Genomic DNA, 13,535 nt, shown 5'->3' with positions numbered 1-13,535 from the left:
GTCCAGCGCCGGCCAATCGGGCGCTCCTGCGGCCAGCGACAGCAAAAAGCGCCGCTCGCTGGCACCCAGCCCTTGCTGGAGCTCCCGCAGCAACCGCTCGCGTGCTGCTAGCAGAGATTGCAGCGGCACAGGCTCGGCCGTCATGCCCCGGAAGTTGTTCTCGAAATCGTGCCGGACATCACGCAAGGGAGGAAACAGCACTTCGTGCAAAGGTCGGTTGCTGCAGGCCAGATAGACCACGAAGGCGCGCCGGATGCCTGAGGTGATGCCGCCGTGCGCGAACAGCTGCATCACATCGAACAGATCACGCGGGTGCTGCCGGTCCAGGGCGGCCACGAGCTTGCCGCCGTACACGTCCTCTGCGGAGACCACGGGAATCTCCAGGTCAGCCATCAGCACATCGCGCGCAGTTGGCGTGAGCGAGGCCTGCCGCACCGGCAGCACCGTGCCCCGCATGACATAGTTCACTTCGATCTTGACCTGCACGGGACCACGGCGCACCAGCAGCTTGGTCTGGCCCGCTGCAGCCACCGGCGCATGGGTCTGAAAGCCCCGCTTCGTCAGGCGTTCTGCCACTTGCCGGATGGCCTGATTGATCCGCAGCAGCGCCTCATCACGTGACGGCCTGTGGTCGGGAAACACCAGGTCCAGATCAACGGACAGACGCGGCATATCGCGCACGAACAGGTTGATCGCGGTTCCGCCCTTCAGCGCGAACGTGTCATCCACAAACACCAGCGGCGCGACCTGTGTCAACAGGCGCGCAGTGTCGAGATAGGTCTGGTTCATGGCTTGAGCACCAACAGGCCCTCGGCCGACCGGGACACCCAGGGCCTGTCGCTTCCCGTCGGCAGCGAGGCCGTCTCCAGCCTGGCGGCCCAGGGCAGCGCCCCTTCGCGCCCGAGTTGAAGGCACAGGCGCACGGTCTTGACGCTGGTGCAGCGCTGCAGAAGTTCACGCAGCACATCGGCGCGCAGGCTGTACGCGCTTTCCACCAGCTCCCTGGCTTCCTGCAGCGGTTGGCGCACGCCCACATCGCTCAGAAGCTCCAGCAGCGCACGCTCCGGCGCCGAGACCTGGGCGGCACCGCTGCGTTTCTCGAACGGCCCCACGTGCAGCAAATCGCCGGGTTGTTCATCGAACAGCCGTTTGCGATGGTATTCGGCAGGGAACCGCTCCGTGAACCATGGCGGCAACTGCCCGGCGGCCCAGCCATACAGCTGCAGCACCGGCTGCTGCGCCACATACTGGCGCATGCCGTACCAGTCCAGCGCCGACTTGCCCCCCACATGCAGGCCCTCCAGGCGCCGTTGCAGCACGCCCAGGCTCGGGTGCAGGGCCAGGCTGTCGTTGGGCCGGCAGAAGACCCCCCGCATCAGGCGCTTCAGCCAGCCCGCGCGCACGTAATGGACAGCCAGGTCTGCGGAGATGCCCAGCCCTGCCAGATCCTGTGAGGTGACGGGCGTGCCCGCAGGCAGCTGCGTGTAGAGCGCGTTTAATTTGCTTGCCCCGGTCGTAGTCATGCTGCGATTCAAGCACTTATTCCAAACACGGACAAGTTTGGTATTTTTCTGCCAATCGTAGTTTGGCTACGATTTTCAGTACTTTTCAAAATTCCGTGGTGGCATGCATCGGTGCTGCTTCATGCCGATGGGTACGGCGCCAAAGCGGACGCCGCGCATGCTCAAGCCGCCCGCCGCGCCGCCGCAAACAGCCCGCTGCGCAGCGCTTCCAGGTCGAGCACGCGCAGGCCGCCGTACTCCACGACGATGGCGTTTTCGCGCTGCAGCACGGACAGCGCCTCGTTGACGCGCTGGCGTGACAGGCCCACCAGGTAGGCCAGTTCCTGCTGGGTGATGCGCAGCACCTCGCCCACGCCCGGGTACAGCAGCGGGTGAAAGAGCGCGGCCAGGCTGCGGGCCACGCGCAGGTCGGGGTTGGTGAGGCGGTCGATTTCGCGGGCCGAGATGAACTGGCCCAGGCGCTCGTTGAGCTGGCTCATGACGAAGCGGTTGAAGCCGATGGAGTGGTCCAGCAGCCAGTGGAAGGTCTCGATCGGCAGGCCGCCGACCACGCTGCGGCGTATGGCCTGCACGTTGTAGCGGTAGGGCTCGCGCTTGACGGCCGTGCCTTCGCCGAACCAGCCGCCCGGGGGCAGGCCGGCCAGGGTCATGCTGGCGCCATCGGCGCCGTCGGTGTTCATCTTGAGCAGGCCTTCGACCACACCGAACCAGTAGGTGGGCGCGCGGCCGGTGCGGCAGACATAGTCGCCGGGCTGGGCGTCGCCGACGACCAGCGCCTTCTGGGCCCGTTCGCGCTCGGCGGGCTGGAGTACGGCCAGCCAGGGAATGCCTTCGAGTTCCTCGGGCCGGGGCGCGCGGCGGCGCTGGTGCAGTGACAGTTCTTGGCTCATGGAGTCGCGGCGAGGGTGCGCGGATCAATCATCAAAACCACCCAAGCATTGCCCGAGCCCGGTGGCTGGCGTGAGCGGGATTTCCAGAAGGACCACGGCACGCGCACATTCCCGGATGCGCAAGCCCCCAAGCGGGACATGAGACCGTTTTGGCACCTTTTGTTACGGCGCGTTTTCCCGATGATGAGTTTCCCGCGGATTGTCGTCAAACAGACACCACGGCGTCAAAGCCAGTCCTAGGATGCAGTCCAAGCCGGTAGGTCACAGCCTGGGCATCTGCACCATGCGACCACCATTCACGAACATCCAAGGACATGGAATGACGACCACGTTCCCGCACCTGCTGCTCCAGCATGCCGCCCAGCGCCCCCAGGCGCCGGCGCTGCGCGAGAAGGAATACGGCATCTGGCAGACCTGGAGCTGGAGCGAGGCCGCCGAGACCGTGCGCCACATGGCCTGCGGCCTGGCGGCGCTGGGCCTGGCACGCGGCCAGAATCTGGCCTTCATCAGCGACAACCGGCCCCATGTCTACATGGGCTTCATTGCCGTGCAGGCGCTGGGCGGCGTACCGATCCCGCTGTACCAGGATGCCGTGGCCGCCGAGATGCGCTTCGTCATCGAGGATGCCGAGATCGACTTCGCCTTTGCCGAGAACCAGGAACAGGTCGACAAGCTGCTGGAGGTGCGCGAGAGCGTCTCCGGCCTCGGCCACATCATCTATGACGACCCGCGCGGCCTGCGCCACTACGACCAGCCCGGGCTGATCAGCACCGAGGCGCTGCTGCAAAAGGGCAAGGAGTGGGATGCCGCACACCCGGGCGCCTGGGATGCGATGCTGGCCGCGCTGTCGCCCGACGATGTCTCGGTCATCCTCTACACCTCGGGCACGACCGGCAAGCCCAAGGGCGTGTGCCAGACGCACCGCAGCTTTGGCGAGTCGGCACGCGGCGGCGTGCAGGTGGACCGCCTGGGCCCCGGCGACAACGTGATCTCCTACCTGCCCCCGGCCTGGGTGGGCGACCACCTGTTTTCCTTCGCGCAGTGGCTGGTGGCGGGCTTCACCATCAACTGCCCGGAGTCCGCCTCGACCGTGTCCATCGACCTGCGCGAGATCGGCCCCAGCTACTACTTCGCGCCACCGCGCATCTTCGAGGGCATGCTGACCTCGGTGTCCATCCGCATGGAGGACGCCGCGCCCTTCAAGCAATGGATGTACGGCCGCGCCATGGCCGTGGCGCGCCGCGTGGGCTCGGACATCCTGGACGGCAAGAAGGTGGGCACGCTGGACCGCCTGAAGTATGCGCTGGGCGACCTGTGCATCTACGGGCCGCTGCGCAATGCCATGGGCCTGTCGCGCATCCGCGTGGCCTATACGGCGGGTGCGGCCATCGGGCCCGAGCTGTTCCGCTTCTTCCGCTCCATCGGCATCAACCTCAAGCAGCTCTACGGCCAGACCGAGACCTGCGCCTATGTGTGCATACAGCGCGACGGGCAGGTGGAGCTGAGCAGCGTGGGCCAGGCCGCACCGGGCATCGAGCTGAAGATCGCCGACAACGGAGAGGTGCTGCTCAAGGGCGTGTCCGTGCTCAAGGAGTACTACAAGCGTCCCGACGCCACGGCCGAGGTGGTGGATGCCGACGGCTGGTTCCACACGGGCGATGCCGGCGTGATCGACGCCAGCGGCCAGCTGCGCATCATCGACCGCGCCAAGGACGTGGGCAAGACCAGCCGGGGCGCCATGTTCGCGCCCAACTACATCGAGAACAAGCTCAAGTTCTTCCCCCAGATCAAGGAGGCGGTGTGCTTCGGCCACGGCCGCGACCAGGTCTGCGCCTTCATCAACATCGACTACGAGGCCGTGGGCAACTGGGCCGAGCGCCAGGGCCTGCCCTATGGCGGCTATGTGGACCTGGCCTCGAAGGCCAAGGTGCTGGAGATGGTGGCCGACTGCGTGGCCCAGGTGAACGCCGACCTGGCCGCCGAAGCCGGCATGGCCGACACGCAGGTGGCGCGCTTCCTGGTGCTGCACAAGGAGCTGGACCCCGACGACGACGAGCTGACCCGCACGCGCAAGGTGCGCCGCGGCTTCATTGCCGACAAGTACGGCGTGCTGGTCGATGCGCTGTACACGGGCAAGCGTGAGCAGTTCATCGAGACCCAGGTCAAGTTCGAGGACGGCCGCACCGGCAGCGTCAGCGCCACGCTGTCCATCATCGATGCCAAAACCCATTCGGTGGCTGCCACCGCCAGGGCCTGACCGGAGCCGCTGACATGACCCACAAGAAGATCGGCGATGTCATCCTCGACATCAAGAACATCAGCCTGCGCTTCGGCGGGGTGAAGGCGCTGACGGACATCTCGTTCGATGTGCGCGAGCACGAGATCCGCTCCATCATCGGCCCCAACGGCGCGGGCAAGAGCTCCATGCTCAACTGCATCAACGGCGTGTACACGCCGTCCGAGGGATCGATCACCTTCCGGGGCAAGACCTTCAGCCACATGAACAGCCGCCAGGTGGCCGAGATGGGCGTGGCGCGCACCTTCCAGAACCTGGCGCTGTTCAAGGGCATGAGCGTGATCGACAACATCATGACCGGCCGCAACCTGCAGATCAAAAGCGGCATCCTGATGCAGGCCCTGCGCCTGGGCCCGGCCCAGCGCGAGGAGATCCGCCACCGCGAGTTCGTCGAGCACATCATCGACTTCCTGGAGATCCAGGCCTACCGCAAGACCCCCGTGGGCCAGCTGCCCTACGGCCTGCAAAAGCGCGTGGACCTGGGCCGCGCCCTGGCCATGCAGCCGCAGGTGCTGCTGCTGGACGAGCCCATGGCCGGCATGAACGTGGAGGAAAAGCAGGACATGTGCCGCTTCATCCTCGATGTCAACGACGAGTTCGGCTCCACCATCGTGCTGATCGAGCACGACATGGGCGTGGTCATGGACATCAGCGACCGCGTCGTGGTGCTGGACTACGGCAAGAAGATCGGCGACGGCGCACCCGACGAGGTGCGCCAGAACGAAGACGTGATCCGCGCTTACCTTGGCGCAGGCCATTGAGGGGACTGACATGGGATTTTTTCTGGAAACCTTGTTCGGCGGCCTCATGGTGGGCACGCTGTACGCGCTGATCGCCATCGGCTTCGTGCTGATCTTCAAGGCCTCGGGCGTGTTCAACTTCGCCCAGGGCGCGATGGTGCTGTTCTCGGCCCTGGCCATGGCGCGCTTTTCCGAGTGGATCCCGAAGTGGATCGGCATGGAGCCGGGCTGGTTCACCAACCTGCTGGCCATCTGCGTGTCGCTGGCCATCATGGTGGTCGTGGCCTGGGTGATCGAGCGGCTGGCGCTGCGCCACCTGGTCAACCAGGAGCCCATCACGCTCTTGATGGCCACGCTGGGCATCGCCTACCTGCTGGACGGCCTGGGCCCGATGATCTTCGGCAGCGCCGTCTACAGCATCAACGTGGGCATGCCCAAGGACCCCATGTTCATCCTCGAGGGCCTGTTCCAGGGCGGCGTGCTGCTGAGCCAGGAAGACCTGTACGCGGCCTGCATCGCCGCGCTGCTGGTGGCCGCGCTCAGCGTGTTCTTCCAGAAGACCAAGACCGGCCGCGCGCTGCGCGCCGTGGCCGACGACCACCAGGCGGCCCAGTCCATCGGCATCCCGCTGTCGCGCATCTGGGTCATCGTCTGGTCGGTGGCCGGCGGCGTGGCCCTGGTGGTGGGCATCATCTGGGGCTCCAAGCTGGGCGTGCAGTACTCGCTGTCGCTGGTGGCCCTGAAGGCCCTGCCCGTGGTGATCCTGGGCGGCCTGACCTCGCTGCCCGGCGCCATCATCGGCGGCCTGATCATCGGCGTGGGCGAGAAGCTCTCCGAGGTCTACCTGGGCCCCATGGTCGGCGGCGGCATCGAGACCTGGTTCGCCTACGGTCTGGCCCTGTGCTTCCTGCTCGTGCGGCCCCAGGGGCTGTTCGGCGACAAAATCATTGATCGCGTTTGACCGTTACGGAGAACTTGCACCATGTTTTATCGTGAGAACGGTCAATTCAAGACGACCTACGCATCCGACCAGCAGATCTTCGGCGTCGCCCAGGACCGCTGGGCCATCGTGGCGCTGCTGGCCGTCGCCTTCCTGGTGATTCCCTTCAGCGTCAGCGACTACACCTTCCAGGCCGTGCTGATCCCCTTCCTGATCATGTCGCTGGCGGCGCTGGGGCTGAACATCCTGGTCGGCTACTGCGGCCAGATCTCTCTGGGCACCGGCGCCTTCATGGCCGTGGGCGCCTACGCGGCCTACAACCTGCAGGTGCGCTTCGAGGGCATGCCGCTGCTGGTGGCCCTGATCGGCGGCGGCGTGCTGGCCATGGTCTTCGGCGTGATCTTCGGCCTGCCCAGCCTGCGCATCCGGGGCCTGTACCTGGCCGTGGCCACGCTGGCCGCCCAGTTCTTCGTGGACTGGCTGGCCAGCCGCGCGGCCTGGGTGACGAACAACTCCTCCTCGGGCTCGGTGAGCGCGGGCCCGCTGTCCATCATGGGCTGGAAGATCGACACGCCCATGGAGAAGTACCTGCTGTGCCTGGGCATCCTGTGCGTGCTGGGCCTGGCCGCCAAGAACCTGGTGCGCGGCGCCATCGGCCGCGAGTGGATGGCCATGCGCGACATGGACGTGGCCGCCAGCGTGATCGGCATCCGCCCGACCTACGCCAAGCTCAGCGCCTTTGCCGTGAGCAGCTTCATCGTCGGCGTGGCCGGCGCGCTGTGGGGCTTCGTTCACCTGGGCGCCTGGGAGCCCGCGGCCTTCAGCCTGGACCGCTCGCTGCAGCTGCTGTTCATGATCATCATCGGCGGACTGGGCTCGGTGGTGGGCAGCATCTTCGGGGCGGCCTTCTTCGTGCTGCTGCCGCTGCTGCTCACCCAGGTGCCGCACTGGATGGGCCTGCCGCTGTCCACGGCCACGGCGACCTACCTGGAGCACATGATCTTCGGTGCGCTGATCGTGTTCTTCCTGATCGTGGAGCCGCATGGACTGGCAAAACTGTGGGCGACCGCAAGACAAAAACTGCGTGTCTGGCCCTTCCCGCATTGAGTTGATCTGTATCGAGACAGGGCGCCACAGAGTGCCGGATAACCGGGGAATCTTCCCCAGCCAACTAGGAGACAACGTCATGATGTTCAAGAAAGTCGCCATCGCCGCCGCCACGGTCGCTGCTGGAATCGGCGCTCTCGTGGCCGCCCCTGCCGCACAGGCCCAGGACCAGTTCGTGCCGCTGCTGGTCTACCGCACGGGCCAGTTCGCGCCGCTGGGCATTCCATGGGCCGATGGCAAGCAGGACTACATCAAGCTGGTCAACGCCAAGGGCGGCATCAATGGCGTGAAGATCGCCTACGAGGAATGCGAGACGGCCTACGACACGGCCAAGGGCGTGGAATGCTATGAGCGCCTGAAGGGCAAGGGCGGCGGCGCGGCCGGGTTCGATCCGCAGTCCACCGGCATCACGTTCGCCGTGACGGACAAGGCGCCGGGCGACAAGATGCCCATCATCACCACGGGCTATGGCCTGTCGCAGTCGGCCGACGGCAAGGTCTTCGAGTGGAACTTCCCGCTGCTGGGCAACTACTGGACGGCGGCCGACTCCATCATCCAGGACATCCTCAAGAAGGAAAAGGGCAGCCTCAAGGGCAAGAAGATCGCCCTTGTCTACCACGACTCGCCCTATGGCAAGGAACCCATTCCGCTGCTGCAAAAGCGCGCCGCCAAGGAAGGCTTCGACCTGACGCTGCTGCCCGTGACGGCGCCCGGCGTGGAGCAGAAATCCACCTGGCTGCAGATCCGCCAGCAGCGCCCAGACTACGTGCTGCTGTGGTCGGCCGGCGTGATGACGCCCACGGCCGTGCGCGAGGCGCAGGCCACCGGCTACCCGCGCGAGAAGATGTACGCCATCTGGTGGGCCGGCTCGGACCATGACGTGAAGGACATCGGCGCCGGCGCCAAGGGCTACAACACCGTGACCATCCACAACACGGCCGAGCACGACAAGGTGCACGACGAGGTCAAGTCCATGGTCTACGACAAGGGCCAGGGCACGGCCACCGACGCCAAGGAACTGGGCGCCATGGCCCACACGCGCGGCATGGTGATCTCCATGCTGCAGGTGGAGGCCATCCGCACGGCACAGGAAAAGTACGGCAAGGGCAAGGTCATGACCTCCGAGCAGGTGCGCTGGGGCCTGGAGAACCTGAACCTCACGCAGGAGCGCCTCAACGAGCTGGGCTTCGGCAAGATCATCCGCCCCGTCAAGACCAGCTGCGACAACCACCTGGGCACTGACTGGTCGCGCATCGCCCAGTGGGATGGCGCCAAGTGGAAGGTGGTCTCCGACTGGTACCAGGCCGACAAGTCCATGGTCGAACCGCTGGTCAAGGAGTACGCGGACAAGTACGCCAAGGAAAAGAACGTAAAAGCTAGAACTTGCACCCCCTGAGGCGCTTGCGCGCCTTCCCCCTCTCTACCCGCTTCGCGGGGGAGGGGGACGACACCCTCGGTGCGGGGCGGCCCTTCCTCGGTGTCCCTGAGTTGGGGCATGCCCCGCGCAGAGATGCTTCGAGAGTTGCGGCCACCGCACTCCGCTTTCGTATCAACGCCCATGGACGACGCCATGACCACCGCACCCACCTCCGCCCCGGCCGCCAGCGATCCGCTGCTCGTGGTCAATGGCATCGAAGTCATCTACAACCATGTGATCCTGGTGCTCAAGGGCGTTTCGCTCCAGGTGCCGCGCGAGAGCATCGTGGCCATTCTGGGCGGCAACGGCGCGGGCAAGACCACGACGCTGCGCGCCATCTCCAACCTGCTCAAGGGCGAGCGCGGCGAGGTGACCAAGGGCACGATCGAGCTGGAGGGCGAGCGCATCGAAAGCCTCACGCCCTCCGAGCTGGTGCAGCGCGGCGTGGTCCAGGTCATGGAGGGGCGGCACTGCTTCGCCCACCTGACCATCGAGGAAAACCTCATGACCGGCAGCTACACGCGCACTGACAAGGGCGAGATAGCAGCCAACCTCGAGAAGGTCTACAACTACTTTCCGCGCCTGAAGACGCGCCGCACCTCGCAGGCCGCCTACACCTCGGGCGGCGAGCAGCAGATGTGCGCCATCGGCCGCGCGCTGATGGCCAATCCGCGCATGGTGCTCCTGGACGAACCCTCGATGGGCCTGGCCCCGCAGATCGTCGAGGAGGTGTTCAACATCGTCCGCGACCTCAACAGCAAGGAGAAGGTCACCTTCCTGCTGGCCGAGCAGAACACCAACATGGCCCTCAAATACTCGGACTACGGCTACATCATGGAAAGCGGCCGCATCGTCATGGACGGCGCGGCCTCGGACCTGGCCAGCAACGAGGACGTCAAGGAGTTCTACCTGGGCGTGGGCGGCGGCGAGCGCAAGAGTTTCAAGGACGTCAAGAGCTACAAGCGCAGAAAACGTTGGCTGGCCTGACCGGCGGATATTTCCCAGCCCCTGCCCCAGACCCTTCTTCCACAGGACTAGCCATGAGTGCCTTCTACGACGCGCTGGAGACGCGCACCCCTGACGAACGCGAAGCGGCGCTGCTGGCCGCCCTGCCCCGGCAGATCGCCCATGCGCAGCAACACTCTGCCGCCTTCGCCCGGATCCTGGCCGGCGTCGATGCCGCGCAGATCACCAGCCGCGAGGCCCTGGCCCGCCTGCCGGTGACGCGCAAGTACGAGCTGCTGCAGCGCCAGGCCGAGCAGCGGCCCGCGCAGATCTTCGGCGGCTTCAACGCCATTGGCCTGGGCCAGCCCATGCCGCGCCTGTTCTGCAGCCCCGGCCCCATCTACGAGCCCGAAAGCCGCCGCCCCGACTACTGGCGCATGGCGCGCGCGCTGCATGCCTCGGGCTTTCGGCCCGGCGAGCTGGTGCACAACTGCTTCAGCTACCACTTCGTGCCCGCGGGCTCGATGATGGAAAGCGGCGCCCATGCGCTGGGCTGCACGGTGTTCGCAGGCGGCACGGGCCAGACCGAGCAGCAGGTGCAGGCCATGGCCGACCTGCGGCCCGCAGGCTACGTGGGCACGCCCAGCTTCCTCAAGATCATTGTGGAAAAGTCCCTGGAGATGGGCCTGCCCATCCCCTCCGTGACCAAGGCCATGGTCTCGGGCGAGGCCTTTCCGCCCTCGCTGCGCGACTGGCTGGCCGAGCGCGGCATCGCGGGCTACCAGTGCTACGCCACGGCCGACCTGGGCCTGATCGCCTACGAGACCGAGGCCCGCGAAGGCCTGGTGCTGGACGAGCAGGTCATCGTCGAGATCGTGCGCCCCGGCACGGGCGACCCGGTGGCCCCCGGCGAGGTGGGCGAGCTGGTGATCACCACGTTCAACCCCGACTACCCGCTGATCCGTTTCGGCACAGGCGACCTCTCTGCCGTGCTGCCCGGCCAGTGCCCCACGGGCCGCACCAACGCACGCATCAAGGGCTGGATGGGACGCGCCGACCAGACCACCAAGGTGCGCGGCATGTTCGTGCACCCGGGCCAGATTGCCGACGTCGTGCGCCGCTTCCCCCAGGTGGGGCGCGCGCGGCTGGTGGTCACGGGCGAGATGGCCAACGACCAGATGCAGCTGCTGGTCGAGACCCGCGAAACCTCACCGGGCCTGGCCCAGCAACTGTCCGATGCCGTGCGCGAAGTCACCAAGCTGCGCGGCGATGTGCAGATGGTGCTGCCGGGCACCCTGCCCAATGACGGGAAGGTCATTGAAGACGCGAGGTCGTACAAGTAGCCACCGAGGTGCGGGGACGGCGGCCTCGCCGCCGAGCCGCCATCGCAGACCCTGAAAACCTGATGCCTGTCAAGGCTCCCAGGGTTTGCACTAGATCAATGGCAAGGGAATCTGCTGCGGCGCAATAGAAACAATTCTTAAAATCCGTCTCCTCGTGCATTCGGTTTCTCTTGCGTGTTTGCCCTCGAAGGCAAATGCGCATCGCCCCCTATCATTTGCACGCTATTTACTTGGAGACACTATGAAAGCATTGTTCAAGATCGCAGCCATTGCGCTGGCAGCCGGTGCAGCCCTTGGCGCCCACGCGCAGGACTATCCTGCCGCAGGCAAGACGATCACCCTCATCGTGCCGTTCACCGCAGGCGGCCCGACCGACAAGGTGGCCCGCGATCTGGCCGAGTCCATGCGCAAGCAGTTGAACAATGCCACCATCGTGGTGGACAACGCCGACGGCGCCGGCAGCACCATCGGCACGGCCAAGGCCGCGCGTGCCCGTCCTGACGGCTACACGCTGCTGATCAACCACATCGGCATGTCCACGATCCCGTCGCTGTACCGCAAGCTGTCGTTCAACGTGCTCAACGACTTCGAGTACGCCGGCATCATCAACGACGTGCCCATGACCCTGATCGGCCGCCCCAGCCTGCCGGCCAAGAACTTCGCCGAGGTCAAGGACTGGATCGGCAAGAACCAGGGCAAGGTCAACCTGGCCAATGCCGGCATCGGTTCCGCCTCCCACCTGTGCGGCCTGATGCTGCAGGCGTCCATGAAGACGGAAATGACGCCCGTGCCCTACAAGGGCGCCGCCCCCGCGATTGCCGACCTGATCGGCAACCAGGTGGACCTGCTGTGCGACCAGACCACCAACACCACGGGCCAGATCACGGCCAAGAAGGTGCAGGCCTATGCCGTCACCACGCCCAAGCGCCTGACCATGCCCGCGCTCAAGGACCTGCCGACGCTGGCCGAAGTGGGCGTGCCCGACTTCCAGGTCACCATCTGGCACGGCCTGTACGCACCCAAGGGCACGCCGGCCGACATCGTCAAGAAGGTCAACGAGGCCATGAAGGCCGCCCTGAAGGACCCCGAGTTCATCAAGCGCCAGGAAGCCCTGGGCGCCGTGATCGCCAGCGACGGCCGCATCGAGCCCGAAGGCCACAAGAAGTTCGTCCAGGCCGAGATCGAGAAGTGGGGCAAGGTCATCAAGGCAGCCGGCACCTACGCCGACTGATCCCGAGGACCACCACCGCGACGGATCGCCCGGTTGCAACCACGATCAAGCCCGGCTTCGGCCGGGCTTTTTCGTTGGCGGGAGCCGCGCGACAGCAGCGGTGCAGTCTCAGGGCGCCGGCCCGCGCAGCGCCATCACGGCCTGCCAGCTGCCGCCGCGCTGGCTTGCGTTGTAGAGGTTGCTCTGCGTGTTGCCCGGACCTTCGTAGTAGCTGCCGCGCATCAGGCATTGCGATCCCGAGGCCGTGCAGTGCACAAGCTCGACGCCGAACATCAGCGCCGGCCGGCCGCTGGCCCGGTCCAGCACCTGCTCGCCGCCCTTGCCCACATCGCAGGCCGAAGCCGGCCGCACCTGGCTCTGGCCGCTGAGCAGGGCCAGCGTGCCCGCATCGGGGTCCAGCAGCGCCCAGCCCCGGCCGTTGCCTACGCAGTAGGCCGCCGCCTTGGGGCCGAGGTTGGAGGCGTTGTCCAGAAACAGCAGCGAATACACGGCAGCCGCCGCTCCCGGGGGTGCCTGCGGGCCGGTGGGCGCCTTGGGCCTGTCGGCGCATGCGGCCAGTGCCAGCGTGGCGGCCAGCGTGCCCAGCCAGGGCAGGAATCGGGAGGAATGACGGAGGCGGTGCATGGAAGTCCTTTCTTTCTCGCAATCTGCGTGCGTGTTTAACACGGCGCGCGGCCCCTGCTGCGGCTCAGGCCGGGCCTTCGAGTTCGGCATGCCGCCGCTCGAACAGTTCAATGAGGTGGTCCGCCACGGCACGCACGCGCCGCGAATGGGCCAGGTCGGCATGCATGGCAAGCCAGATCGGCTGGTCGACGCCCAGCTGCGGCTCCACGCAGACCAGCCCCGCCTGCCGCGCCAGGAAATGCGGCAGCACGGCCAGGCCCAGGCCCGCCTGGGCCGCGGCCAGCTGCGCGGACAGGGTGTTGGTCTCCAGCCGGCAGGGCCGCCCATGCAGGGCGCGCGCCATCCAGCGTGCGGCGGGCAGGTGGGCATGGTTGTCGTCCCAGCCGATGAAGGCATCGCCCTCGAACGGGTCCGAGCCTTGGGTGCCCGCGCTTCCGTTTCCGCCGGCGCGGCCTTGCACGTAGCCGGCCGATCCATAC

The 13,535-nt window shown here is 66.4% G+C and carries 13 protein-coding genes; 8 read left to right on the top strand and 5 right to left on the bottom strand.

Annotation, left to right across the window (positions count from 1 at the left end; all coding sequences use genetic code 11):
- The 3 genes from JHD82_RS26715 to JHD82_RS26705 form a co-directional block, all read right to left on the bottom strand.
- Positions 1-789, bottom strand: a 789-nt coding sequence (locus tag JHD82_RS26715; protein WP_199139759.1) for a nucleotidyl transferase AbiEii/AbiGii toxin family protein, incomplete at its 3' end; no start/stop codon positions are given.
- Entirely contained in the window at positions 786-1,523 is a 738-nt protein-coding gene (locus tag JHD82_RS26710) for a type IV toxin-antitoxin system AbiEi family antitoxin (RefSeq protein WP_199139757.1), read from the bottom strand. The genes JHD82_RS26710 and JHD82_RS26715, both read right to left, overlap by 4 nt.
- A 161-nt stretch (positions 1,524-1,684) precedes the next feature.
- Positions 1,685-2,413 carry a Crp/Fnr family transcriptional regulator gene (locus tag JHD82_RS26705; RefSeq protein ID WP_012203091.1) on the bottom strand — a complete coding sequence of 243 codons (729 nt, stop codon included), beginning with the start codon at positions 2,411-2,413 and terminating at the stop codon, positions 1,685-1,687.
- A 319-nt stretch (positions 2,414-2,732) separates the two neighbouring features.
- Between JHD82_RS26705 and JHD82_RS26700 the strand changes: the two genes are divergently transcribed.
- The 8 genes from JHD82_RS26700 (at position 2,733) to JHD82_RS26665 (ending at position 12,432) form a co-directional block, all read left to right on the top strand.
- On the top strand, positions 2,733-4,670 hold the full coding sequence (locus JHD82_RS26700) for a long-chain fatty acid--CoA ligase (RefSeq protein ID WP_034390102.1): 1,938 nt from the start codon (positions 2,733-2,735) through the stop codon (positions 4,668-4,670).
- Between the two features lie 14 nt (positions 4,671-4,684).
- On the top strand, positions 4,685-5,470 hold the full coding sequence (locus tag JHD82_RS26695) for an ABC transporter ATP-binding protein (protein ID WP_199139755.1): 786 nt from the start codon (positions 4,685-4,687) through the stop codon (positions 5,468-5,470).
- A 10-nt stretch (positions 5,471-5,480) separates the two neighbouring features.
- Positions 5,481-6,410: a branched-chain amino acid ABC transporter permease gene (locus JHD82_RS26690; RefSeq protein ID WP_012203088.1), complete on the top strand. Its 930-nt coding sequence runs from the start codon at positions 5,481-5,483 to the stop codon at positions 6,408-6,410.
- Positions 6,411-6,431: 21 nt separating this feature from the next.
- Entirely contained in the window at positions 6,432-7,496 is a 1,065-nt protein-coding gene (locus tag JHD82_RS26685; protein WP_012203087.1) for a branched-chain amino acid ABC transporter permease, read from the top strand.
- A gap of 79 nt (positions 7,497-7,575) precedes the next feature.
- Positions 7,576-8,892, top strand: a complete 1,317-nt coding sequence (locus JHD82_RS26680) for an ABC transporter substrate-binding protein (RefSeq protein ID WP_012203086.1) — start codon at positions 7,576-7,578, stop codon at positions 8,890-8,892.
- A 174-nt stretch (positions 8,893-9,066) separates the two neighbouring features.
- Entirely contained in the window at positions 9,067-9,900 is an 834-nt protein-coding gene (locus JHD82_RS26675) for an ABC transporter ATP-binding protein (protein WP_016446597.1), read from the top strand.
- A gap of 53 nt (positions 9,901-9,953) precedes the next feature.
- Positions 9,954-11,201, top strand: coding sequence for a phenylacetate--CoA ligase family protein (locus tag JHD82_RS26670; RefSeq protein ID WP_088165950.1), 1,248 nt, complete (start codon positions 9,954-9,956; stop codon positions 11,199-11,201).
- A 241-nt stretch (positions 11,202-11,442) separates the two neighbouring features.
- Complete coding sequence (locus tag JHD82_RS26665; RefSeq protein WP_012203083.1) at positions 11,443-12,432, top strand: tripartite tricarboxylate transporter substrate-binding protein; 990 nt, start codon at positions 11,443-11,445, stop codon at positions 12,430-12,432.
- A 108-nt stretch (positions 12,433-12,540) separates the two neighbouring features.
- Here JHD82_RS26665 and JHD82_RS26660 read toward each other — a convergent pair whose 3' ends face one another.
- Positions 12,541-13,056 (bottom strand): hypothetical protein, encoded by a 516-nt coding sequence (locus tag JHD82_RS26660; protein WP_199139754.1) that lies wholly within the window; start codon positions 13,054-13,056, stop codon positions 12,541-12,543.
- Between the two features lie 64 nt (positions 13,057-13,120).
- Positions 13,121-13,535 (bottom strand): LysR substrate-binding domain-containing protein (locus tag JHD82_RS26655; protein WP_233174905.1); only part of this gene is annotated, 415 nt, incomplete at its 5' end.

This window comes from Delftia sp. ASV31, assembly GCF_016428765.1.
GTDB lineage: Bacteria > Pseudomonadota > Gammaproteobacteria > Burkholderiales > Burkholderiaceae_C > Comamonas > Comamonas acidovorans.
This window is presented reverse-complemented; position numbering and strand designations above follow the sequence as displayed.

What these genes read in the sequence shown, in the direction of transcription:
- JHD82_RS26710 (WP_199139757.1), bottom strand. Translation starts at nt 1,523, where the DNA reads ATGACTACGACCGGGGCAAGCAAATTAAACGCGCTCTACACGCAGCTG.
- JHD82_RS26705 (WP_012203091.1), bottom strand. Translation starts at nt 2,413, where the DNA reads ATGAGCCAAGAACTGTCACTGCACCAGCGCCGCCGCGCGCCCCGGCCC.
- JHD82_RS26700 (WP_034390102.1), top strand. Translation starts at nt 2,733, where the DNA reads ATGACGACCACGTTCCCGCACCTGCTGCTCCAGCATGCCGCCCAGCGC.
- JHD82_RS26695 (WP_199139755.1), top strand. Translation starts at nt 4,685, where the DNA reads ATGACCCACAAGAAGATCGGCGATGTCATCCTCGACATCAAGAACATC.
- JHD82_RS26690 (WP_012203088.1), top strand. Translation starts at nt 5,481, where the DNA reads ATGGGATTTTTTCTGGAAACCTTGTTCGGCGGCCTCATGGTGGGCACG.
- JHD82_RS26685 (WP_012203087.1), top strand. Translation starts at nt 6,432, where the DNA reads ATGTTTTATCGTGAGAACGGTCAATTCAAGACGACCTACGCATCCGAC.
- JHD82_RS26680 (WP_012203086.1), top strand. Translation starts at nt 7,576, where the DNA reads ATGATGTTCAAGAAAGTCGCCATCGCCGCCGCCACGGTCGCTGCTGGA.
- JHD82_RS26675 (WP_016446597.1), top strand. Translation starts at nt 9,067, where the DNA reads ATGACCACCGCACCCACCTCCGCCCCGGCCGCCAGCGATCCGCTGCTC.
- JHD82_RS26670 (WP_088165950.1), top strand. Translation starts at nt 9,954, where the DNA reads ATGAGTGCCTTCTACGACGCGCTGGAGACGCGCACCCCTGACGAACGC.
- JHD82_RS26665 (WP_012203083.1), top strand. Translation starts at nt 11,443, where the DNA reads ATGAAAGCATTGTTCAAGATCGCAGCCATTGCGCTGGCAGCCGGTGCA.
- JHD82_RS26660 (WP_199139754.1), bottom strand. Translation starts at nt 13,056, where the DNA reads ATGCACCGCCTCCGTCATTCCTCCCGATTCCTGCCCTGGCTGGGCACG.